This window comes from Pseudooceanicola aestuariicola (genome assembly GCF_045763785.1).
Lineage (GTDB): Bacteria > Pseudomonadota > Alphaproteobacteria > Rhodobacterales > Rhodobacteraceae > Pseudooceanicola.
The window spans coordinates 133141-156136 of sequence record NZ_JBJGSF010000001.1; the positions used below are offsets into that span (position 1 = coordinate 133141).

24 protein-coding genes are annotated in these 22996 nt (G+C 62.4%); 13 read left to right on the plus strand and 11 right to left on the minus strand.

Translation table 11 applies throughout. The features are described from left to right. Positions 1–61: 61 nt before the first annotated feature. Complete coding sequence (locus ACI3GR_RS00490; protein WP_407491808.1) at positions 62–598, minus strand: acyl-CoA thioesterase; 537 nt, start codon at positions 596–598, stop codon at positions 62–64. A 164-nt stretch (positions 599–762) separates the two neighbouring features. Here ACI3GR_RS00490 and ACI3GR_RS00495 point away from each other — a divergent pair, with 164 nt between their 5' ends. The 3 genes from ACI3GR_RS00495 (at position 763) to yaaA (ending at position 4033) form a co-directional block, all read left to right on the plus strand. After that, the gene (locus tag ACI3GR_RS00495) at positions 763–1050 is read left to right on the plus strand and encodes a YggT family protein (RefSeq protein ID WP_407491809.1); all 288 of its coding nucleotides are present in this window, start codon (positions 763–765) and stop codon (positions 1048–1050) included. 166 nt (positions 1051–1216) lie between these two features. After that, entirely contained in the window at positions 1217–3256 is a 2040-nt protein-coding gene (recQ, locus tag ACI3GR_RS00500; protein WP_407491811.1) for a DNA helicase RecQ, read from the plus strand. Between the two features lie 9 nt (positions 3257–3265). Further along, entirely contained in the window at positions 3266–4033 is a 768-nt protein-coding gene (gene yaaA / locus ACI3GR_RS00505; RefSeq protein ID WP_407491812.1) for a peroxide stress protein YaaA, read from the plus strand. A gap of 153 nt (positions 4034–4186) precedes the next feature. On the opposite strand, the gene rnr is transcribed toward yaaA, so the two are convergent. From rnr to ACI3GR_RS00525, 4 genes are all read right to left on the minus strand, one after another. After that, positions 4187–6478: a ribonuclease R gene (gene rnr, locus ACI3GR_RS00510; protein ID WP_407491813.1), complete on the minus strand. Its 2292-nt coding sequence runs from the start codon at positions 6476–6478 to the stop codon at positions 4187–4189. A 12-nt stretch (positions 6479–6490) separates the two neighbouring features. Beyond that, positions 6491–7252, minus strand: coding sequence for a TIGR04282 family arsenosugar biosynthesis glycosyltransferase (locus ACI3GR_RS00515; protein WP_407491814.1), 762 nt, complete (start codon positions 7250–7252; stop codon positions 6491–6493). 26 nt (positions 7253–7278) lie between these two features. Beyond that, on the minus strand, positions 7279–8451 hold the full coding sequence (gene dapE / locus ACI3GR_RS00520; RefSeq protein ID WP_407491815.1) for a succinyl-diaminopimelate desuccinylase: 1173 nt from the start codon (positions 8449–8451) through the stop codon (positions 7279–7281). A gap of 86 nt (positions 8452–8537) precedes the next feature. Next, complete coding sequence (locus tag ACI3GR_RS00525; protein ID WP_407491816.1) at positions 8538–8900, minus strand: DUF8846 family protein; 363 nt, start codon at positions 8898–8900, stop codon at positions 8538–8540. Positions 8901–9432: 532 nt separating this feature from the next. Between ACI3GR_RS00525 and ACI3GR_RS00530 the strand changes: the two genes are divergently transcribed. Then, positions 9433–10341: a Hint domain-containing protein gene (locus ACI3GR_RS00530; protein ID WP_407491818.1), complete on the plus strand. Its 909-nt coding sequence runs from the start codon at positions 9433–9435 to the stop codon at positions 10339–10341. Positions 10342–10379: 38 nt separating this feature from the next. After that, positions 10380–10775, plus strand: a complete 396-nt coding sequence (locus ACI3GR_RS00535) for a rhodanese-like domain-containing protein (RefSeq protein ID WP_407491819.1) — start codon at positions 10380–10382, stop codon at positions 10773–10775. A gap of 66 nt (positions 10776–10841) precedes the next feature. On the opposite strand, the gene ACI3GR_RS00540 is transcribed toward ACI3GR_RS00535, so the two are convergent. Continuing rightward, a complete protein-coding gene (locus ACI3GR_RS00540) occupies positions 10842–11093 on the minus strand; it encodes a GlsB/YeaQ/YmgE family stress response membrane protein (RefSeq protein ID WP_407491820.1) in 252 nt (83 codons plus the stop codon). 105 nt (positions 11094–11198) lie between these two features. Here ACI3GR_RS00540 and ACI3GR_RS00545 point away from each other — a divergent pair, with 105 nt between their 5' ends. Next, positions 11199–11795: a Crp/Fnr family transcriptional regulator gene (locus ACI3GR_RS00545; RefSeq protein WP_407491821.1), complete on the plus strand. Its 597-nt coding sequence runs from the start codon at positions 11199–11201 to the stop codon at positions 11793–11795. A gap of 78 nt (positions 11796–11873) precedes the next feature. Next, positions 11874–12065: a YgaP family membrane protein gene (locus ACI3GR_RS00550; RefSeq protein WP_407491822.1), complete on the plus strand. Its 192-nt coding sequence runs from the start codon at positions 11874–11876 to the stop codon at positions 12063–12065. Between the two features lie 15 nt (positions 12066–12080). Here the strand turns inward: ACI3GR_RS00550 and ACI3GR_RS00555 are convergent, their stop codons facing one another. Further along, the gene (locus ACI3GR_RS00555; RefSeq protein ID WP_407491823.1) at positions 12081–12704 is read right to left on the minus strand and encodes a trimeric intracellular cation channel family protein; all 624 of its coding nucleotides are present in this window, start codon (positions 12702–12704) and stop codon (positions 12081–12083) included. Between the two features lie 221 nt (positions 12705–12925). Beyond that, positions 12926–13753: a 2,3,4,5-tetrahydropyridine-2,6-dicarboxylate N-succinyltransferase gene (gene dapD / locus ACI3GR_RS00560; RefSeq protein ID WP_407491824.1), complete on the minus strand. Its 828-nt coding sequence runs from the start codon at positions 13751–13753 to the stop codon at positions 12926–12928. A 138-nt stretch (positions 13754–13891) separates the two neighbouring features. On the opposite strand from dapD, the gene ACI3GR_RS00565 reads away from it, so the two are divergent. Next, positions 13892–14737 (plus strand): LOG family protein, encoded by an 846-nt coding sequence (locus ACI3GR_RS00565; protein ID WP_407491826.1) that lies wholly within the window; start codon positions 13892–13894, stop codon positions 14735–14737. Positions 14738–14740: 3 nt separating this feature from the next. Here ACI3GR_RS00565 and puuE read toward each other — a convergent pair whose 3' ends face one another. Then, entirely contained in the window at positions 14741–16162 is a 1422-nt protein-coding gene (gene puuE / locus ACI3GR_RS00570; RefSeq protein ID WP_407491827.1) for an allantoinase PuuE, read from the minus strand. Between the two features lie 69 nt (positions 16163–16231). On the opposite strand from puuE, the gene uraH reads away from it, so the two are divergent. Further along, on the plus strand, positions 16232–16591 hold the full coding sequence (uraH, locus tag ACI3GR_RS00575; RefSeq protein ID WP_407491829.1) for a hydroxyisourate hydrolase: 360 nt from the start codon (positions 16232–16234) through the stop codon (positions 16589–16591). 207 nt (positions 16592–16798) lie between these two features. Further along, entirely contained in the window at positions 16799–17599 is an 801-nt protein-coding gene (locus ACI3GR_RS00580; protein WP_407491830.1) for a GNAT family N-acetyltransferase, read from the plus strand. 242 nt (positions 17600–17841) lie between these two features. Here the strand turns inward: ACI3GR_RS00580 and ACI3GR_RS00585 are convergent, their stop codons facing one another. Both ACI3GR_RS00585 and ACI3GR_RS00590 read right to left on the minus strand, forming a co-directional pair. Further along, positions 17842–18519, minus strand: coding sequence for a YiaD family glycine zipper/OmpA-like lipoprotein (locus ACI3GR_RS00585; RefSeq protein WP_407491831.1), 678 nt, complete (start codon positions 18517–18519; stop codon positions 17842–17844). Between the two features lie 101 nt (positions 18520–18620). Further along, positions 18621–19466, minus strand: a complete 846-nt coding sequence (locus tag ACI3GR_RS00590; RefSeq protein ID WP_407493574.1) for a methylated-DNA--[protein]-cysteine S-methyltransferase — start codon at positions 19464–19466, stop codon at positions 18621–18623. A 221-nt stretch (positions 19467–19687) separates the two neighbouring features. Between ACI3GR_RS00590 and nth the strand changes: the two genes are divergently transcribed. From nth to ACI3GR_RS00605, 3 genes are all read left to right on the plus strand, one after another. Further along, positions 19688–20332, plus strand: a complete 645-nt coding sequence (nth, locus tag ACI3GR_RS00595) for an endonuclease III (protein ID WP_407491832.1) — start codon at positions 19688–19690, stop codon at positions 20330–20332. Between the two features lie 32 nt (positions 20333–20364). Continuing rightward, positions 20365–21312 carry an adenosine kinase gene (locus ACI3GR_RS00600; RefSeq protein ID WP_407493575.1) on the plus strand — a complete coding sequence of 316 codons (948 nt, stop codon included), beginning with the start codon at positions 20365–20367 and terminating at the stop codon, positions 21310–21312. A 132-nt stretch (positions 21313–21444) separates the two neighbouring features. Further along, positions 21445–22920, plus strand: coding sequence for an AMP nucleosidase (locus ACI3GR_RS00605; protein WP_407491834.1), 1476 nt, complete (start codon positions 21445–21447; stop codon positions 22918–22920). The last annotated feature ends 76 nt before the right edge of the window (positions 22921–22996 follow it).

Here is a 22996-nt window from a genome sequence, read left to right on the forward strand (position 1 = left end):
CGGAAACAGGCAGTGGGGCAAGAAAATCCTTTATGACAGCGCGGTTTGCGTCGCGCAGACCTTAGACCTTTTCCGGCGGCCAGGGGCGGGTGTCATCCGCTTCGAACAGGGCCGCCACCCAGTCCGGCAACTCGGGCGAGGTATCCTCGACCCCCATTTCGCGCAGGATGTCGTCGGTGGGCACCATCTTGCCCTTACCCACCAGCGCGGTCCGGAAAATCCCGTGGTTGGCGCAGGTGCCGTCCCGGGTCCACATGGATTGCTCAATATAAACAAAGCGGTGGTCCCAGCCCAGCAGGCGCGACTGCATCTCGATCCTCTCAAGGTTGGTCAGACGGCGACGATAGCGCACCACCGATCCGGCCACCGTCAGCCCCCATTTCCGTTTCCGCAGCACCCGAAACAATCCCGAACGCATGGCAAAGGGGATCCGTCCCAGATCAAAGATCGACAGGGTGCGGCCGTTGTTCAGCTCGGACATGAAGTCCAGATCCCAAGGCCAGATCCGGTGATGAGAGATATGGACATCCCGAAAGCCCAGCGGCGGGGCTTTGCGGAATTTTAGGATTTCCTTGGCAAGACGGATAAAGGGATACATGGGGTTTCTCCTGTTGGCCCTAGAAAACGCTGCGCTGCGGCATAGTCAACCGGGGCAGGGCGCTTGGGCCCAGATGACGCAGCGGCGCGGCGCGCCCTTGCCATATCGCGCGTCTGTCCCTACGTAGAAACCGCCCGATAGGCGGCCGTTGAATGGAGTGACCGATGCAATCCCTTTTCCAGATCCTGATGCTGATCCTCGACATCGTCTGGTTCTTTGTCATCGCCCACGTCATCATGAGCTGGCTGATCTCGTTCCAGGTTCTTAACGTCCGCCAGCAACTGGTGGGTCAAATCTGGTACGGTCTGAACCGCATTCTTGAACCGCTATATGGCCCGATCCGCCGCATCCTGCCGCAGATGGGTGGGTTCGATCTGGCCCCGCTGGTCGTATTGATCGGCGTCTATGCCCTGCGCATCATCCTGACGAACAACATCGCCGCCTTCTACTGACGCCGTGCGGGCTGACCCGATGCGCCATGAGTATTTTTGGAAAGATGAAGCAAAAGGCGCCACCAGATGCGGTTGGCGCCTTGCATGACCCTACCAGATTTTGGTTTACTGGTCCTTAATCGGTTTCAGGCCGAATAAGAGCAGTTTCCGGAATGCTGAGGGGCGCATGTCCGACACCAACACGCTATTGCGCGAGATTTTCGGCTTTGACGCATTCCGTCCGGGCCAGGAAGAGATTGTCGACGCCGTGACCGCCGGTCAGGATGTTCTGGCCATCATGCCCACGGGCGGCGGGAAATCCCTGTGCTATCAATTGCCTGCCCTGATGCGGCCGGGTGTGACAGTGGTGATCTCGCCGCTGATCGCGTTGATGCGCGATCAGGTCCGCGCGCTGCGGGCCGCGGGGGTTGAGGCGGGCGCGCTGACATCCGGCAATACCGAGGAAGAAACCGAAGCCGTCTGGCAGGCGATTCAGGCAGGCACGCTGAAACTGCTCTATCTGGCGCCGGAACGCCTCGCCTCGGTCGGGACGCGCGACATGTTGCAGCGCGTCGGCGTGTCGATGATTGCCGTGGACGAAGCGCATTGCGTCAGCCAATGGGGACATGATTTTCGCCCCGACTACCTGCGGATCGGGGACCTGCGTCAGGCGCTGGACGTGCCCGTCGCCGCCTTTACCGCCACCGCCGACGCCGAAACCCGGGCCGAGATTGTCAGCCGCCTGTTCGACACCCGCAGGCCGCAGCAGTTTCTGCGCGGCTTTGACCGGCCCAACATCCATCTGGCCTTCGCCGCCAAGGACCAGCCCCGTCGTCAGATACTCGACTTTGCCACCGCGCGCAAAGGCCAGTCTGGCATCGTCTATTGCGGCACGCGGGCGAAGACGGAAACACTGGCCAAGGCGCTATGCGACGCGGGCCACAGCGCGATCTACTATCATGGCGGGATGGAAGCAGACGCCCGGCGCGACGCCGAAACCCAGTTCCAGCAGCAGGATGGGTTGATCGTCGTGGCCACCGTGGCCTTTGGCATGGGCATCGACAAACCCGATATCCGCTGGGTTGCCCACGCCGATCTGCCCAAATCGATCGAGGCCTATTATCAGGAAATCGGCCGCGCGGGCCGCGATGGGGCCCCGGCTGAAACCCTGACCCTGTTCGGGTCCGACGACATCCGCCTGCGCCGGTCGCAGATCGACGAAGGCCTCGCCCCGCCCGAGCGCCGCATGGCCGATCATGGCCGCCTGAACGCGCTGCTGGGTCTAGCAGAGGCCTTGGACTGCCGCCGCGCCACCCTGTTGAAATACTTCGGGGAAGAGGCGACCGCCTGTGGCAAATGCGACCTATGCGACCGCCCGGCTGAGGTGTTCGACGGCACCGAGGCAGTCCGCAAGGCGCTGTCGGCCATCCTGCGCACCGGCGAATGGTTCGGCTCGGGCCACCTGATTGACATCCTCACAGGCAACCCGACCGAAAAGGTCCGCGCCAAGGGCCATGAAGACCTGCCCACTTTCGGTGTCGGCCGCGATCTGAAGCGTCCCGAATGGCAGGCCGTGTTCCGGCAGATGATGGGCCACGACCTGATCCGTCCAAATCCTGACCGCCACGGCGCGCTGACCATGACCGACGACGCCCTGCCGATCCTGCGCGGCGAAGACAGCATCCGCCTACGCCGCGACACGATCACCGCCGCCAAATCCCGCCGCGCGGTCAAGACGCTGGTGAACGAAGAGGACGAACCGCTGTTGTCGGCGCTTAAGGCCAAGCGGCGCGAACTGGCAGAACAACAGGGTGTGCCGGCCTATATCGTGTTTAACGACCGCACCCTGATCGAAATGGCCGAACAGCGCCCTCAGACTTTGGACGACATGGCAAAGGTGTCCGGCGTGGGGACCAAGAAGCTGGACACTTACGGCGCGACCTTCCTGTCGGTCATCACCGGATCGGTCGAAGACATGCACCCAAAGCGGATGAAGCTGGCCGCCAAGGGCCACGGCAATCTGTATGACCGCCTGATGGAGCTGCAGCGCGATCTGTACCATGGTCTGGATGGCACCGAAAAACCTTTGTCCTGCTCTGCGTCCGTCATCGCCAAAGTCGCAGACGCCCGGCCAAGCGACCCTGTCGCGCTAGAACGGATCCTCGGCGATCGCAGAACCGAACGTTTTGGCGCCGCCTTTCTGGACGCCATCGCAGAAGCGAGCTAACTCCCCCACATGCTGATCGTGATTTCCCCCGCCAAACGCCTTGACTGGTCCGACCGCAACGTCGACCTGACCACCCCTGATTTTCTGGATCAGGCCAACAGCTTGGCCCGCACGATGCGGGGCCGGACGCTGACGGAACTCAAAGGTCTGATGGACCTGTCGGACGATCTGGCCAAGCTGAACCGCGACCGCTATCGCGACTACGCCGATGAGCCTGACGCCGACGCCCTGCGCCCCGCCGCGCTGGCCTTTGCGGGCGACACCTATCAGGGGCTCGAGGCCGAGACGCTCGACGCGGATGAACTTGACTGGGCGCAGGATCGCCTCCGGATCCTCTCGGGCCTTTACGGGGTGCTTCGCCCGCTGGACGGTATCCAGCCGTATCGCTTGGAAATGGGGTCCCGGCTCAAGACGCGTCGCGGCAAGAACCTCTACGACTATTGGGGCGATGACCCGGCCAAAGCCCTGAAAAAGCAGGCGGAAGAGGTCGGGACTGACACGCTGATCAACTGCGCCAGTCAGGAATATTTCGGTGCGGTGAACACCGACAAACTGGGCCTGCGGGTGATTACGCCGACGTTTCTGGAAGAGAAGAACGGCAAGGCCAAGATCGTGTCCTTCTTTGCCAAGAAGGCTCGCGGCTCCATGGCGCGTTTCATCATCACCCGCCGCGTGACCGACCCCGAAGGCATCAAGGATTTCGACCTTGGCGGGTATCAATACGACGAAGAGGCCTCGACCGAAGAAAAGCCGGTTTTCATCCGCCCTGCCGAATAAACTAGCATTTTAGGAATAGCTTAGGTCATAGGTCCCGCCCGGCGGCACGCCGGGCAGCGCCGACCCGCCCCCATGGGCGGCGCTTATGCGCCACCCCGGGTCGGCGCTGCCCTAAATTAAAAGCCCAACACAAAGTAATCTGTAATCTTAGCCTCAGCGCCCCTGACGCTTCAGCTTCTTCTTCACCTTGTCGCCCTTCTTATTGGCACGCACCAGCTTCCGCTTGGGTCCACCGCCAGAAGGCCGCCCGGATGAGCGCCCGCGCCCTCGCGAACCACGCCCGCCACCGGGGCCGTGCGACACGGCCTCACCATCCAGCGACAACAGCTCCAGCATCAGCCCGCCGGTGACCGGCGCGGCTTCGGCCAGTTTCACGGTGACGCGCATCCCCGGCTGAATGATCCGGCCCGTTTTCGACCCCATCAGCGTCGCGGCCTCGCGGTCGTGGTGAAAGAATTCGTCGCCCAAAGACCGGATCGGGATCAGCCCGTCGGCCCCGGTCTCATCCAGCCGGACAAAAGCCCCGAACCGCGCGACGCCGGAAATCCGGCCCGAGAATTCGTGCCCCTCGCGCTCTGACAGATACGCCGCAAGGTAACGGTCATTGGTATCCCGCTCGGCCGTCATCGACCGCCGTTCGGTTTCCGAGATATGCCCAGCCACGCTGTCCAGTTCGTCGATCTGGGCCTCATCCAGACCATCCGGGCCCCAGCCGTGCGCCGCGACCAAGGATCGGTGCACGATCAGGTCGGAATACCGCCGGATCGGCGATGTGAAATGCGCGTAATTCGCCAGCGCCAGACCAAAGTGGCCAAAGTTCTGCGGCGCGTAATAGGCCTGCGTCATCGACCGCAGGGTCGACATGTTGATCAGCTCTGCATGATCCGTACCGGCGGCGGAATTCAGCAGCGAATTCAGATGGGCCGTCTTGATGACCTGCCCCTTGGCAAGGTTGAACCCGGCGGCCTGCGCAGTGTCGCGAAGGCTCTCCAGCTTCTCCACGGGCGGCTCTTCGTGCACGCGGAACAGCAGAGGGGATTTCTTGGCGATCAACGTCTCGGCGGCGGCGACGTTCGCCAGCACCATGAACTCTTCGATCAGCTTGTGGGCATCCAGACGGTCGCGGAAATTGACCGACAGAACCTCGCCTTCGTCGGACAGCACGATCTTGCGTTCCGGAAGGTCCAAATCCAGCGGCTGCCGCTTTTCCCGCGCCTCTTTCAACGCGGCATAGGCCGCGTAGAGGGGCCGGATCACGTCGTCCATCAGGGGCCCGCACTTGTCACTGACCGACCCGTCCATCGCCTGCTGCACCTCTTCGTAATGCAGCGACGCCGCCGATCGGATCAGCGCGCGGTGAAAGCTATGGCCCAGCTTGACCCCGTGCGGGTCCAGCCGCATCCGCACGGCAATCGCGGGGCGCGGCACGCCTTCGTGCAGGGAACAAAGATCGCCCGACAAACGGTCCGGCAACATCGGCACCACGCGGTCGGGGAAATAGGTCGAATTGCCCCGCTTCCGCGCCTCGTTATCAAGGGCCGATCCGGGGCGCACGTAATGCGCCACATCGGCAATCGCGACCCACAGGACATGGCCGCCCTTATTTTTCGGATCATCGTCCGGATGGGCGTAACAGGCATCGTCGTGGTCGCGCGCATCGCTAGGGTCGATGGTGACAAAGGGCAGGTCGCGCAGGTCTTCGCGGCCCTTTAGGCCCACGGGTTTGGCGCGGTCGGCCTCTGCTATGACCTCGTCCGGGAAGTCATCGGGAATGCCATGCTGGTGGATGGCGATCAGGGACACGGCCTTGGGCGCCGAAGGGTCGCCCAGACGGTTCACAACGCGCGCTTTGGGCAGGCCCATGCGGGCCTTGGGGCCGGCCTGCTCGGCCTCGACCAGCTCTCCGTCCTTGGCGCCATGCGTTGCGCCCGCAGCGACCATCCATTCGAGGTCCGAGCCCTTGTCGATCGGCACCACCCGCCCCCCTTCCGATCCCGCGCGGAAGATGCCCAGAATGCGTTTCGGGTTGTGCCCGATGCGGCGGATCATGCGGCCTTCATAGTCGGGGCCGCCGTCCTGCAGCGTAAGACGCGCAAGGATACGGTCGCCTTCGCCCAATGCCGGATCCCCGTCGCGCAGCACCAGATGCACCACAGGTTCCTGCCCCTCGCCATGCCATTCCAGCGGCTTGGCGGTCAGGTCGCCGTCGCGGTCGGGCGCATTGACCTGCAGCACAGATACGGGCGGCAGGCGGTCGGGGTCGCGGTAGGTCTTCTTGCGTTTCTCCAGATGACCCTCGGCCTCAAGCTCTTTCAGCACACGCTTCAGGTCGATGCGTGCGGCGCCTTTGATCCCGAAGGCTTTGGCGATGTCGCGCTTGGCCGTCAGGGTGGGATTGTCAGCGATCCATTTCAGGATCTCGTCTTTGGAGGGTATCTGGCTCATGTCTTGGGCCTATCACGCGCGGGCAGGGGCGTCATTTGCAAAACGATTGGAGGGCAAGTCGGCGGCAGTGTCGACGTCGCGTAGCGTGTCGATCTGCGCGATTTTCCAGCCGGGGAGGGTAGAGAGCGTATCGGCCAGCGCGTGTTCAGTCGACCAGCGGACGTTTTGAAAAAGCGTCGCTGGCGGCGTGCGGGTGCCCATCCCGATCAGCCAAAATCCCCCGTCTGGCGCAGGGCCGATCACGGCGTCATGCGCCCCGAGGGCATGGAAAGCGCGGGCGATGTGGGCGGGGGTGATGCCGGGGATGTCAGCGCCGGTGATGAGGGTGGGGGAGCTGTCCCATGAGGTGTGTCCCGCCCGGCGGCACCGCCGGGCCGCGCCGCATTGACCGGCAGGTGTTTGCAAGCAAACACCGAGAGGGGCCCGCCCCCCAGGGCGGCGCGATTGCGCCACCCTCGGGTCGGTCGCGGCCCTATGCTTGCGGTTCAATCGCTTGGGCTTTCCCTTAAGGATCAAAGCCATTCGATCACCGAGTGTCCCGCTGCCTTGAGGTACTTGAATCGTCATCTCAGGCAACATCCGACTGCCCACAGCCCGATCCGGCGCAACGGCCAGCACCAGATCCCATCGGGGGTCCCGCAGCCGCCGCACCAAGGACGCCAGCTGATGCCGCATCCACCACGCGGCGGGGACCATGCCGATATCGCGGCCCAGCCGGGTTTTCACCCGACCGGCGACCGGCTCTTTCACCATGATGACAAGGCGGGGGCGCATGACGAGACTCCGCGTGAAGCCGCAACTTACGCGAAATAATCCGTCAGGATACGGGCGTAGATGGATTTTAACTGGTGGATCTGCGCGATCTCGACCCGTTCGTCGACCTGATGCATCGTCTGGCCGACCAGCCCGAATTCGACCACAGGGCAGTGATCCTTGACGAACCGCGCATCCGACGTGCCGCCCGAGGTCGACAATTCAGGCACAACGCCCGTTTCCGCCGTAACCGCCTTGGAGATCATGTCGGACAAGGCACCCGGAGGGGTCAGGAAGCTTTCGCCAGACACCTTGATCGTCGGGGTGATCTGAACGTCGAACTCTGCCGCGACCTTGGAGGCCTCTTCCCGCAGCCATGCCGACAGGCTGTCGCCGGAATGGGCGTCGGAAAAGCGGATGTTCACCGTGCCACGGCACTTGGCCGGGATCACGTTGGTCGCAGGGTTTCCGGTGTCCATCGTGACGATGGCAAGGGTCGAGGCATCGAAGTGATCGGTGCCGGTGTCCAGCTCGTGCGACGCGAGCCGGTCCATCAGGCGAGCCAAAGCGGGCAGGGGGTTCTTGGCGCGGTGGGGATACGCGGAATGGCCCTGCATGCCCGTCACCTCGAACCACGCGGTCAGGGACCCGCGGCGGCCGATTTTCATCATTTCGCCCATGGTGTTGGGGCTGGTCGGTTCGCCCACAAGGCAATCGGTCATTGCCTCGCCATTGGCCTGCATCCAGTCCAGCAGGGCGACGGTTCCATCGGTGGCGTCGCCTTCTTCATCCCCGGTGATTGCCAGAATGACCGCACCATCGGGCGGCGTGTCGGTCACGAAATCCACGGCTGCGGCAACAAAGGCCGCCACGCCGGATTTCATGTCTGTCGCGCCGCGCCCCCACAGCATCCCGTCCTTTTCGACCGCGCCAAAGGGCGGGACGGACCACGCGGATTCGTCCCCCACGGGCACCACGTCGGTATGGCCGTTGAACCCAAAGGATCGGTTCGCGCCGCGGTTGCCCCAGCGGGCATAGAGGTTCGAGGTGCCGTTGCGATCCACCCGCGTGCAGGTGAAGCCAGCGTCGGTCAGGACCTGTTCCAGCAGGACAAGCGCGCCGCCTTCTTCGGGCGTGACGGATGGGCAGCGGATCAGGTCGGCGGTCAGGGAAACGGGATCGATGGGCACTTGGCGCACTCCTTCTTGTTGATTGACCATAGAGGTAACCGATTGGGCGAAAAATCTCAAATCAGGGGTGCGGGGCTGCGTACGGTGGTCAGGTTTTTCGACGCGCGCAGAGGGCCTTAGTCGGTTTCGTCCTCGTCATAGAACGGAGTCACCTGCGCCACGATGACCGCGTTGTCGGACAGCGCCTGCGCCATCAGCTTGCGTTCGTCCGCGCCGATGTCGTGCCCTTCGGCGATCCGTTCGTCCAAGGTGCCATAGCCCGACACATCCAGCGGCGCCATGTCCGCCTGTTTCAGGATAGCGACGGTTTCGCGCACCGCCTCGGCCTCGTCCACGCCAGAGGCATAGCACATCAGCGCGGCGCCGGTGCTGCCTTCGGGCAGACCGTCGTCTTTGGACCGGCCGACCTCGACCAGCAGGGTGAAGACCTGCTGTTTACGCGGGGTCTTTTTCTCTTTGGACGCGTTCTCTTTGGACATGGGCGGCTCCGTTCAACTTGAGCTGTTCGGTGTCAGGTTTGCGGGACGGAGTAAAGGACCGAGTGTGGCAAAACCAAGGCAGCGGCCCCCATGATTGTGGCAAACAGCGGGCCGAATTGTGGCACCGTTTTTCCGATCAGCAAAACCGTAAAGGCACATTTGCGACACTCCTTTACGTTGGGGAAATTCACGCGAATGGTAAATCTGCCTATCCGAAAGAAGTAGGCGTAGCGCCTTGTGGCTAAGGGTCAGAGACTCTGACCAGTGGCGATTTGCCCTCTAAAAACAGGGGATGTTGCGAATTTTGCAACAGAGTCGTTGCAAAAAACGTTAATGCCACAATTGACCCCCAAACCGACACAATCCGGCCCTGCTGGGCTGCTGTGTACATGTTGCTTTCTGAAAGGAAGTGGCCCCGCCGGGCCTGACCCGATGGTGAGTACGCAGAGCCGTGGATCTGACCGTAGCATATAGACCGTACCTCTTCGGTCTGGCTCTGAGCTCCCTATGGGGGAACCAGACGAATTTGCTCTTGTCGTCCTTTGGTCCCACCGAATCCAACGTCACCCTGCCGACCGACGAAGGCATCATGTATGTCGGCGAACAGTTCGCGATGGACGGGCGGACGGTTGAGTTTCTGGGGTCGGGTTTCGCGCAGCCGGGTGTTTCTGTCCTTGGGGTGATCGTGCCGACCGGCCTGCCGGTTGATCTGGTCCTGATGCAGGATGTGGACACCGGCGAGTTACTGTTTGCCTATCCCGATGGGGAACCCAGCCTGTTGGGGGCGATCGCGATGGTCGTCGATGTGGACCCGGTCGCCTATTCCGCCACGTCGCAAGGGGCCAGCCCGATTTGTTTCTGCAAAGGCACGCGGATTGCCACGCCGGACGGCGCCACGCGGATCGAAGATCTGGTGCCGGGCGATGTGGTCACGACCGCAGGCGGTGACACGGCGACGGTTCTGTGGGCCGGAAAGCGTGTCCATGCCCATCTGCCTGCTGATCAGCGTCCCATAGCCATCCGGCCTGCATCGCGGTTTGCGCCTGAGCGGGCGCTGAAGGTGTCGCCGCAGCATCGCATCCAAATCGGCTTGGATGCCGATGGCACGCCTCTTTTGGCCCCGGCCAAGGCGCTGCTGAAGGAAAGCGGTGTTCAGCAGGTCAAGCGGGATGACCCCGTCGCCTACCATCACATCCTGCTGGATCGTCACGCCGTTGTTCTGGCCGAGGGCGTTGCGGCCGAAAGCCTGCTGTTGGCCGATCGGTCGCTGCAATCGCTGCCCGGGCAGGCGCGGCGTGACATCGCGATTGCGCTGGATTGCGCGATTAATGATCTGATGGAACAGCCCCAGTCTGCGCCCGCCGGCCGGTTGCTAAGTGTCCGCGAAGCGCGCGAGTATCTGGCCCAGCAGGAACGCCCCCTTGCCAAGCTGGACGCATGACGGTCAGATGCGTCCAAACCTAAGGGAGAGGATCAAAGATGAAACGCATCAAGGACATGGTGGCCGAGGCCAACGAACAGGTCAGCCACGCCCCCGCCGCCGAAATGCAGGACCTGCTGGGGCAGGACGGCGTCACATTCGTCGATCTGCGCGACCCGCGAGAGCTGGAGCGGGATGGCATGATCCCCGGCGCGTTCCATTGCCCGCGTGGCATGCTGGAGTTCTGGATCGACCCCGAAAGCCCCTATGCGAAGCCTCAGTTCCAGACGGGCAATAAGTTCGTGTTCTATTGCGCCTCGGGCTGGCGCTCGGCCCTGTCGGCGCGCACGGCGCAGGACATGGGGCTGGAGAACGTCAGCCACATCACGGATGGATTTTCAGGCTGGAAAAAGTCCGGGGGTCCGGTGGGCGAAAAGCCGTCGAAGAAAGGCTAAGTCGCGGGGATGGAAAGCAAAACGGCCGGGGGTGACCCCGGCCGTTTGTGTTCAAGTCTCAGGCGGTTAAGCGCGACGGACTGCGCGGTAGCCACCGATCAGGATGCAGGCACCGATGATGCCGATGATCAGCTGACCGATCCAACCGCCAAGCGTGGCGCCAACGATGGCCATCAGAAGGAAGTTCAGCACCAGCGCGCCGACGATCCCCAGAATGATGTTTGTCAGCAGACCGTGGTCTGCCTTCATGATTTTTTCCGCAATCCAGCCAGCCAAAGCGCCGACGATGATTGCTGCGAACCAACCTAAACCTTCCATAGTTCCAATTCCTTGTATTAATCATGTGTTGTCAGACCAACGTCCCAAGCCGCCCGGCGGTTCCCTTGGGGGCGTCCTTCACACCTCAGCCGTCGGAGGCGCCCCGTGATCCATGACCATCCGCTGATCTGTGACCGTGGCGACGTGCTGTTTTCGCCCGGATCGCCCTGCACCGGCTTTGTCGTGCTGGAGGAGGGGACGATCCGTGTGTCCCTGACTGCGGCCAACGGGCGCGAGGTTGTGCTCTACCGGGTCGAACCGGGGCAGGTCTGTTTGCAGACCTTCGGATGCCTGATGGACGGGCGCGATTATTCGGCCGAGGGCGTGGCGGAAACCCCGGTGCGCGGCGCGATCGTCCCGCCCGGAGAGTTCCGCCGCCGCATGGCCGAGGACACCGGTTTCCGTGACCGTGTGCTGGCGGCGATATCGACCCGGTTTCACGATTTCGAACGGCTGGTCGAAGATGTCGCCCTGACCGGGTTCGACACACGTCTGGCCCGCGCGCTGCTGCGCCTGGCCAAGGGCGGGGACACGGTCAACGCCACGCATGAACGGCTTGCGGCGGAAACCGCTTCGGGCCGCGCCTTTGTCAGCCGTCGTCTGGCCGAATTTCAGCGCAACGGTCTGGTCGAGGTGACACGCGGCGCAGTGCATCTGCGCGATCTGCCTGCCCTGACGCATTTGTCGCAGGCAGAAAGTTAACGGGATGTGACGAAGTCACAGACAGGGGCGCGCGACTCGGTGGAAAGTAAGGTCATAGATTGTGGAAGGAGACATCTTATGACCCGCAACGAAGGTACCATCGACCGCGCCCTGCGCATCATCCTAGGCCTCGTGCTGATTGCACTGGTCTTCGTCGGCCCGCAGACCCCTTGGGGCTGGATCGGCATCGTCCCGCTGGCCACCGGCCTGATCGGCTGGTGCCCGCTGTACACCCTGCTGGGCCTCAATACCTGCCCGATGAAAAAGTAACGGGGCGCGCGGGGATCAGCCCTTGGGGCCCGGTGCCTTGGGGGCCTGCCACCCGCGCAACACGCTCAGGATCCGGACCAGCGCAGCTAAGGCTGCGCCAAGGATCAGGGTCCACAAGGGATCGGCGCCCAGACGGTCGCCGATCACAACCACGACGGCCCCTAGCAACGCGGCGAGGGCATAGACCTCTTCTCTCAGCACGCGGGGCACCTCGGCCACCAGCAGATCCCGCACCGCGCCGCCGCCAACGGCCGTCAACACGCCCAGCACCAGCGCGGGCAGCGGGTCGAGGCCATAGTCCAAAGCTTTGCGCGCGCCGCTGACCGCAAAAAGGCCAAGGCCGATCGCGTCCAGAACCATCACGGGTTTGGACAGCTTTTCGATCAGCCGATGAGCAAAGAACACGCAGATCGCAGCAGCGAGAGCGGCCAGAAGGTAATGCGAGGTACCAAGGGCGGCGACGGGCGTCGCCCCCAAAGCCATGTCGCGGAGCATGCCACCGGACAGAGCCGCCGCGACTGCCAGCACAGCGATGCCGAAGACATCCAGATCCCGCCGCACCGCCAGCATCGCGCCTGACAAGCCGAAGACGAAGGTGCCTGTGAGATCAAGCAGGGTAAGGGTCAGGTCTGGGGACATGGTTCAGAAAAAGCCTGAAAAGCATTTAGTCTGACCGAGTATGACGATTTGGCCGTCAAAGACAAAGGCGGAACACCGATCAGATGTCCAGTCCGGCGTCTACGCCGGGCAGCGCCGACCCGCCCCCACGGGCGGGCGCTTTCGCGCCCACCCTCGGGTCGGGCGCTGCCCTCATTTTTGATCAAGGTCGTTCGGCTAGGTATTTGCCAACCAGAAGAAGATCAGTCGCGCAGCAGTTCGTTGATGCCGGTCTTGGACCGGGTCTTTTCGTCAACGCGCTTCACGATGACCGCGCAATACAGGTTCACACCGTTGGTCGACGGCATGGAGCCCGCAACGACGACGGAATAGGGCGGCACTTCGCCGTACATGACTTCGCCGGTTTCGCGGTCGACGATCTTGGTCGACTGGCCGATGAACACACCCATGCCAAGGACGGAACCTTCGCGGACGATACAGCCTTCGACCACTTCGGACCGCGCGCCGATAAAGCAGTTGTCTTCGATGATGGTCGGGCCGGCCTGCATCGGTTCCAGCACGCCGCCGATGCCGACGCCACCGGACAGGTGCACGCCCTTACCGATCTGTGCGCAGGACCCGACGGTTGCCCAGGTGTCGACCATGGTGCCTTCGTCCACGTAGGCGCCAAGGTTCACGAAGGACGGCATCAGCACCACGCCGGGCGCGATATAGGCGGACTTGCGGACGATACAGTTCGGCACGGCGCGAAAGCCCGCGTCTTTCCACTGGTTGTCGCCCCAGCCTTTGAACTTGCTGTCGACCTTGTCCCACCAGCCGCTGCCCTGCGGGCCGCCGTCCTGCTGTTCCATGTCCTTGATGCGGAAGCCCAGCAGCACGGCCTTTTTCGCCCATTGGTTCACATGCCAATCGCCATTGTCCTGACGTTCGGCGACGCGCAGCTTGCCCGAATCCAGCGCGTTCAGCGTGTCTTCGATGGCTTCGCGGGTTTCGCCGGTGGTGGACGGCGTGATGGTATCGCGCGCCTCCCAGGCGGCTTCGATGGCGGTTTCAAGCTGTGCGTTGGACATGCGGGTTCCCTCATCCGTAAATCGCGGTGGTTAGACACCATTCGGTCGTGCGGCGCAATCTGTTCGCTGGGATGGCCCTTTGCCGCACGGGCTCTATAGTCCGGTCAACACATAAGGCCGAAACAGGCAGGAGCCGAGATGACCGACGACCGTTACCGTCCATTCCGCGACGCGCATACAGATATCCAGACCGCGGATGACGTCCCCGATACCCCACAGACCCGCGCACCCGCCTATCGGCTGGCCTTTGCGGACGATGATTTCCTGTGCCGGGACGAACTGCGCCCCGTGCGTCTGCAACTGGAACTGCTGAAACCGCAGATGGTGATGGATGAACGCGGGATCGAATCCACCGTCGTGCTGTTTGGCGGCGCGCGGATCCCTGAACCTGCCAAGAAAGACACGGCGCGAACCGAAACGCTGGCCGAGCTGACCAAGTACTATGATCAGGCCCGCCGCTTTTCCGCAATGATCACCGCCCGGTCGCTGGAAACCTATGGGCGCGAATGGGTCGTCACCACGGGCGGTGGCCCCGGCGTGATGGAGGCGGGCAACCGCGGCGCGGACGACGCGGGCGGACAGTCAATCGGGCTGAACATCGTGCTGCCGCATGAACAGGCGCCCAATGAATGGGTGACGCCTGATTTATGCTTTAACTTCCACTACTTCGCGATCCGCAAGATGCATTTCCTGATGCGCGCCCGCGCCATATGCGTCTTTCCCGGCGGCTTTGGCACGCTGGACGAAATGTTCGAGGCGCTGACCCTGATCCAGACGGGAAGGATGGAGCGTGTGCCCTTCCTGCTGTTCGGTCAGGCCTTCTGGGAAAAGATCATCAACTGGGACGCGCTGGCCGACGCAGGCACCATCGCCGCCGAAGACCTAGAACTGTTCAAATTCGTCGAAACCGCCGAAGAGGCGATCGAAGCGATCGACAACTGGCCCGCCGCCGGGACCAAACGCGGCGATATTCCGGGACGCTAATCCTTAGCCCAGCAGGTCGCGCAATCGGTGCCATGCGATGCGTTCGACCTGCTTGCAGGCGGTGGCGAACTCGACCTCTCGGCTATTGTTGAGGCGGGTTTCAAAGGCCGACATGATCGTCGCCTTGGTGTTGTCCTTGACGGCAATGATGAAGGGAAAGCCGAACTTCGCGGTATAGGCGTCGTTATGCGCGACAAAACCCGCGCGTTCATCATCCGTCAGCGCGTCAAGGCCGGCCGAGGCCTGTTCCGCCGTGCTTTCTGCCGTCAGCCGCTTGGCCTGCGCCAGTTTGCCCGCCAGATCGGGGTGGGCGGTCAGCACGCCCAGCCGTTCCTCTTCGGATGCGGTGCGGAAGACGCGGGCCAGCGCGTTGGCCATGCCTTCGTGGCGGTCGTGGACGGGCCCAAGCTCCAGATCAAAGGCGCGGTCGGCGATCCACGGGGAATGTTCGTAGATCGACCCGAAGGTCGCGACAAAGGTGTCACGGTCCATGCGCGACGGGATCAGATCGCGCGTCTGCGGCGGATGGGCATAGGCCCAGTGGCGGGCGATGTCGATCCGGCGGGCGAACCAGACGTCGTCGTGGGATTGCGCGTATTCGATGAACTTGCGCAGCCCTTCGACCCGGCCCGGGCGGCCCAGCAGGCGGCAATGCATCCCGATGGACATCATCTTGGCCGCGCCCTCCTGACCTTCACGATACAGTGCGTCGAACGAATCCTTGAGGTAGGTGAAAAACTCGTCCCCCGTCGAAAACCCGGCAGGCACGGCAAAGCGCATGTCATTGGCGTCCATCGTATAGGGGATGACCAATTGGTGACGGTCCTGCCCCTCGACCTCGCGCCAATAGGGCAGGTCGTCGTCAATCGTGTCGCTGACCCAGTCGAACCCCATGTCAGACGCCAGCCGCACGGTGTTTTCGGAACAACGGCCCGTGTACCAGCCAGTGGGGCGGTCGCCCGTCACCTCGGTATGCAGGCGCAGCGCCTCTTCCATCTGGGCGCGTTCCTCGTCTTCGGACATGTCCTTGTGTTCGATCCACTTCAGCCCGTGCGACGCAACCTCCCAATCGGCGGCCTGCATTGCGGCCACCTGTTCAGGCCCGCGGGCCAGAGCGGTGGCCACGCCGTAGACGGTCAGGGGGATGTGGTATCCGGTGAACAGCCGATGCAGCCGCCAGAACCCGGCCCGCGCGCCGTATTCGTAAACCGATTCCATGTTCCAGTGGCGTTTGCCCGGCCATGGCATCGCGCCGATGATTTCGGACAAGAACGCCTCGGACGCGGGATCGCCGTGCAGGATGTTGTTTTCGCCGCCCTCTTCGTAGTTCAGCACGAAGGATATCGCGATCTTGGCCCCATTCGGCCATTTCGCATCGGGCGCATCGGGGCCGTAGCCAATCAAATCACGGGGGTAACGGGTCATGGCTTGCCTCCTTCACCGGCACGCGGCACTGTCTGATCCAATGCATACACCCCAATTCCGGAGACGCCCATGCCCAAAGGCTACCTGACCACCCATGTTCTGGATACGGCCCGGGGTGTCCCCGCGCAGGGCATCAAAATTGTGCTATACTGCCTGAATGGAGAGGCGCGCGAAAAGCTGGTCGAGATGACGACCAACGCCGACGGCCGCACCGACAGCCCGATCCTGCCTGCCGCGGATTTTGCCACCGGAACGTATGAGCTGATGTTTCATGCGGGCGATTACCTGCGTGCGTCGGGTCAGGCGGCAGAGGAGCCGTTGTTTCTGGACCAAGTGCCAATCCGCTTTGGCATGGCCGATGAGGACGCGCATTACCACGTGCCGCTTTTGCTGTCGCCTTATGGGATGTCGACCTATCGGGGGAGTTGATCGGGGAGGGGGCCTTTTGGGGAGCCGCAGCGTAAGGTGGGTTTGAACCCATATTTGACCGATGCTGCGCTTTGTCCGAATGTCTGCTATTAATCGTCCCGAGACTCAGGAAACTGGGAACTTCGCTATTTGACGTTCCCTGCGAACGGCTATTGCGGGAACGTCGATCTCGTCGCCAGCTCCACGAAAAGGCCAAGGGTAACAGCTATGACCAATGATTTCTCGCCGTACTTCGGGACAGATCAAGTCAGGGCGCTCCAACGGGCGCGCGATGAGCAGGTCGCTGCGCTTGCTGACCTGCCCGGTGCCGTTGTCCATGCCCGTACGTTTTCAAGTGACGATCCAGCCAAGCTTGGTTGGGACTATTTGAAACGGATCATGTCTGAAGAAGGCATGGTGACACTACGTGGCGCCGACGAAGCGACAGTCGAAGTCGCCAAAGTGAAACTAAACGATTTCGACCCCAAGCTGCATATCTGGGACCTCTTCATGGCGGATGCAGACACCATCCGCGACGTTTGCGGAACAATAGTCCGCAGCGGTCTGCCGGACGGCGTGAGACGTGTACCCGATAGCGCAATGACGCCTCAGAAAGCCCAAGAAATTCAGGCGTTTCTGATAGAGCAGGGTGTCTCACCCTTCTCGACAGATGCGCTGTTGGGCAAATTATTTCCAGCAAGACTGATCGCGTTGGAAAATTCGGACGACAGGATTGTCGCTGCTGGTTTCGCAGCCATGACCCACAATCGCCATAGCCCGTTTTACAAATCGGCTTGGGTCGGCCTGATTGCTGTCGATCCTGACCTTCGTGGATTAGGCTTGGGGAAACTGGTGGACGCGATATCCAATCTCGCCGCTGTGACTGAGCTTGAGGCGGTGTCCACCATGGAATTTGTGGCGCAAGACAATGCACCCTCGCGCGCGATGCTCGAAAGCTGCGGCTTAAGGCAGGTGGACGGCAAATCGGTGGTGATGTTTTCGACATCTGCCGACCGCATCACACGCTAATCACCCACACCCAAGCGGGATAAGCCGGTTCCGCGTGGTGTTTTTTGGAACGGGAAGAAGCTCAACTTCCCCTTTGAGGCCCAACAAGCAGACATTGGCGCAACCGCAGCGAAAGCCTGCAAAGCAGCCATTTTCAACGCCCCAAACAACCTCGCCGCCCATCACTCACAACACCCTTGCAAAAACAAACGCCCTGCCGATTAGGGCAGGGCGCTGTCTGACTATGAAATCGGGGCGGGTGCTTACGCGGTCGGCAGGATCACGATTTCCACGCGACGGTTCTGCTGACGGCCCTCGGGTGTCAGGTTGGTCGCGCGGGGCTGATCTTCGCCACGGCCAAAGGATTGGATACGGCCGGAGGACACACCATTGTTCACCAGAACCGAGGCGACGGCATTCGCACGGCGTGCCGACAGTTGCTGGTTGTAAGCTGCGTCACCGGTGTTGTCAGTGTGGCCGATCACCTGCACGGTCGTTCTGGGATATTCGTTCAGGCTGCGCGCCACGGTGGCCAGATCGCCAGTCAGTGCGCCGCTTAGCTGGGCGCTGTCGGTGGCGAAAAGGATGTCCTGCGGCATGGTCACGATCAGGCGGTCGCCGGTGTTGACGATCTGGACGTTGTTGCCCAGCTGGCCACGCAGGGCGGCTTCCTGACGGTCAAGGTAATCGCCATAGGCTGCGCCAGCGATGCCGCCGACGGCTGCACCCAGCAGGGTCCCCTGACGTGTGCCGCCAGAGATTGCGGCGCCGGCGATGGCCCCGGCTGCAGCGCCACCCAAGGCGCCGGTGCGGGTGTTCTGGCGGCCGTCGTTCATCTGCGCTTCGGTACAGGCGGTCACCAGCAGCAGGGCGGATGCGGACAGGGCCAGCATCGGGCGGGGCAGGGTGAAACGCGGGGTGGCGGTGGTCGTACGGGTCATTCTGGGCCTCAAAAGGTCAAGTTCAGTCGCCGCAGCAATGAACATTCCTACGACCAAGTCAAAACACTTGAGCGTGCAAAAAGTTCCAAGCCGTTTTCCGCCTACCCGGTGACGACCTCATCCGCGCGCGCAGTTTCCCACGCCAGCATCGCCCGTTTGACCGGCAGGCCCCAGTGATACCCGCCAAGCCCCCCGGTCGCCCGGATCGCCCGGTGACAGGGGATCAGCCAGCTGACGGGGTTGCGGCCCACGGCGGTGCCCACGGCGCGGACAGCCTTGGGCGAGCCGATGGATTTCGCGATCTCGCCATAGGTCGACACATGGCCCGAGGGGATACGCAGCAACGCTTCCCACACTTTGATCTGGAAGGGCGCGCCGATCATGTGCAGCCGCGCCTCTCCGGCTTGGCCAAAGGCGGCGTTGGCCCAATCGCGCAGGGCGTCGGGGTCGTCGATATAGGTGGCGTTTGGCCAGCGGCCCGTCAGATCGGCCCAGACAGTGTCGCGGCCCATTTCGGTCACGAAGCCCAGACCAGCAAGGCCTTTGTCGGTGCCGATGACCAGCGCCTCTCCGAACGGGCTGTCCATCCAGCCGTACCGCATGATCAGGCCCGCGCCGCCCTTGGCGAAGTCTCCGGGGCTCATCGCTTCCCACCGTAGGAACAGATCGTGCAAGCGGCCTGTGCCGGACAAGCCCGCGGCAGAGGCGGCCTCGAGCGTGGTGAACCGCTCTGACAACAGCGCCTTGGCGTGACCCAAGGCAAGGTATTGTTGAAACCGTTTCGGGCTCACCCCGGCCCAGGCCGAGAAGACGCGCTGAAAATGCGCCGGGCTCATCCCCATTTGCTGCGCAAGCGTTTCGAGCGGCAGGGGGGCGTCGGCCGCATCGATTGCGTCGATAGCACGGCGGATGACGTGATAGTGGTAGCTTTGGGGATCGGTCTGCATGTGCATCGGTCTGGTCCTCTTGGAGCAAACGATACGACGGGGCAGGGAGGGAGGCGACCCGGATCGTGCGGAATAGGCGCGACAGAAGGCAGAAGTCTCGCCCGGCGGCACGCCGGGCTGCGCCGACCCGCCCCCATGGGGCGGCGCAGCCCTCTCCAAAGACCACAGTCGCGACGATCAAGCGCTTGCCGCCCCAACAAAACCAAGCAATAACCGCTGCCATGGCCAAGCAACTGCCCTATCAGACCCTGACCGAGATCTTTCGCCGCTTTGAGGCCGCCGAGGCGGAGCCGAAAGGCGAGTTGGAGCATGTCAACGTCTACACTTTGGTCGTGGCCGTCGCGCTGTCGGCACAGGCCACCGATGCAGGCGTGAACAAGGCCACGCGCGAACTGTTCAAAATCGCCGACACGCCGCAAAAGATGCTGGACCTCGGCGAAGAGGGCCTGACAGACCACATCAAGACCATCGGCCTTTATCGTCAGAAGGCCAAGAACGTGATGAAGATGTCTCGCATCCTCGTCGAAGAATACGGCGGCGAAGTCCCGTCCTCGCGCGCCGCGCTTCAGGCGCTGCCGGGGGTCGGGCGCAAGACAGCTAATGTCGTTCTGAACATGTGGTGGGGTCTGCCCGCACAGGCGGTCGATACGCATATCTTTCGCGTCGGCAACCGCACGGGCATCGCCCCCGGCAAGGACGTCAATGTTGTCGAACGCGCGATCGAAGATAACATCCCCGCTGAATATCAACGCCACGCACATCACTGGCTGATCCTTCACGGACGCTATACCTGCGTGGCCCGGAAACCCAAATGCGCGGCCTGTCTGATCCGCGACCTATGTGAGTTTGAGGAGAAGACCCTGTGAAATACGACGTAATCGCCATTGGCAACGCAGTGATGGACATGATCGCCCCCGTGGACGATTTCTTCCTCTCCGAAATGGCGATCCAGAAGGGCATCATGCAGCTGGTCGAGCTGGAGCGCTCGGACATGCTGTACCAGGCGATGGGTGACCACCGTCAGATCCCCGGTGGATCGGTGGCCAACACGGTCGCGGGCTGCGGGAACCTTGGGCTAAAGACCGCCTTCATTGGCAAGGTCGCGGACGATGAGATCGGCAAGACCTATGTGACTGAAACCGAAGCCGCAGGCACCCATTGCCCGAACGCACCGGTCAGCGGCGCGGCGATGCCCTCGTCACGCTCAATGATCTTCGTGTCGCCGGATGGGGAACGGTCGATGAACACCTACCTTGGGATTTCGTCGGAACTGGGTCCAGAGGACGTGCCAGAAGAGGTCTGCAATGAGACCCGCATCCTGTTCCTTGAAGGCTACCTGTATGACAAGCCCAAGGGGAAAGAGGCGTTCGAGACCGCAGCCCGCCTGACCCGCTACGCTGGCGGCAAGGCTGGCATCGCGCTGTCCGATCCGTTTTGCGTCGAACGTCACCGCGGGGATTTCCGCAAGCTGGTGAAGGAACTCGACTACGTGATCGGCAACGAACACGAGTGGAAATCGCTCTACCAAACCGACGACCTTTCTTATGCGCTGGAGCAGGCAGCAGGCGACAGCGGGTTGATCGTCTGCACGCGGTCCGGCCACGATGTGGCGCTGGTTCAGGGCGACAACCACGCGCAGGTCCCGGTGCACGAGATCACGCCTGTGGATGCCACGGGCGCAGGCGATCAGTTCGCCGCCGGGTTCCTTTACGGCATGGCCAAGGGCGCTGACCTTGCAACCTCTGGCCGGATGGGCTGTGTCGCGGCGGCGGAAGTTATTTCGCATTATGGTGCGCGGCCCGAGAAGGACTTGAAAGAGCTGTTCAAGGCTGAAGGTCTGATCTGAGCGACCTGCAATAATTTGAGGGCAGCGCCGGGTGCGACTTACCGGGGGCTGCACTTATCGCATCTGCGAACAAACCCCATTTCCGCCAAGTCCCCCTTGCCTTTCGCATCGCAAGCCTGACAGATGATCCCCATGACGACCGAGCTTAAGATCATCACGCCCGACGCGCCTGAACCGCAGTCATTCACGGACCCGGCCAAGGCCGTGGATTGCCTGAACGCCCTTTACGATCAGGCGACGACCTTTCTGCAAAAGGAATTCCAGTCGGCCCTGCGCAACGGTCGCCCCGATAACCGCGTGCGCGCCTTCTATCCCGAGGTCCGGATCACCACGACGACCTTCAGCCAGATCGACAGCCGCCTGTCCTTTGGCCACGTTCCAGCCCCCGGCACCTATGCTGCGACGATTACCCGGCCCGACCTGTTCCGGAATTACCTTGAACAACAGCTGCGCCTGTTGATCGACAATCACAGCGTGCCTGTCGTCATCGGATTTTCCGACACGCCGATGCCCGTGCATTTTGCCGTCACGCGCAATGCCGATCTGGCCGTGCCGCAGGAAGGCGCTGCCGATTTCCCCCTGCGCGACGTGTTCGACGTGCCGGATCTGGACACCACGAACGACGATATCGTGAACGGCACCCATGTGCCCGCGCCAGGGGCCCCGCAGCCCTTGGCCCCGTTCACCGCGCAGCGCATCGACTATTCGCTGGCCCGTCTGGCGCATTACACCGCGACCGACCCGGACCATTTCCAGAACCACGTGCTGTTCACCAACTACCAGTTCTACGTCAGCGAATTCGAAGCTTTTGCCCGCCGTATGCTGGCTGACAAATCCAGCGGCTACACGTCCTTCGTTTCGACCGGAAACGCCGAGATTACCGACCCGCTGGGCGAACTGCCCGCTGCGCCGCGTATGCCGCAGATGCCGACCTATCACCTGAAACGGAAAGACAGCGCCGGGATCACGTTGGTCAACATCGGTGTCGGCCCGTCCAACGCAAAAACCGCGACCGACCATATCGCCGTATTGCGCCCGCACGCATGGGTCATGGTCGGCCATTGCGCGGGGCTGCGGAATTCCCAGTCGCTGGGCGACTTCGTATTGGCTCACGCCTACCTGCGCGAAGACAAGGTGCTGGACGACGACCTGCCGGTCTGGGTGCCGATCCCCGCGCTGGCGGAAATCCAGATCGCGCTGGAAGAGGCGGTCGAGAAAGAAACCGAACTGGAAGGCTATGACCTAAAGCGCATCATGCGGACGGGCACGGTCGCCAGCCTCGACAACCGGAATTGGGAGCTGCGCGAGACCTCGGGCCCGGTTCAGCGGCTGTCTCAATCCCGCGCCGTGGCACTAGATATGGAATCCGCGACCATCGCCGCAAACGGGTTCCGGTTCCGGGTTCCATACGGCACCCTTTTGTGTGTCTCGGACAAGCCTTTGCATGGCGAATTGAAACTTCCAGGCATGGCCAGCGACTTCTACAAGACACAGGTGTCGCGCCATTTAATGATAGGGATTCGCGCGATGGAGACCCTGCGGGAGATGCCGCTGGAACGAATCCACAGCCGAAAACTGCGGTCCTTCGACGAAACCGCGTTTCTCTGACCGAAAAAATGCTGTTTTTAGGGGTTTTCGGGCGATTTCCGCCTCACAATTTCTTGTGCAGCAATACTACATACGG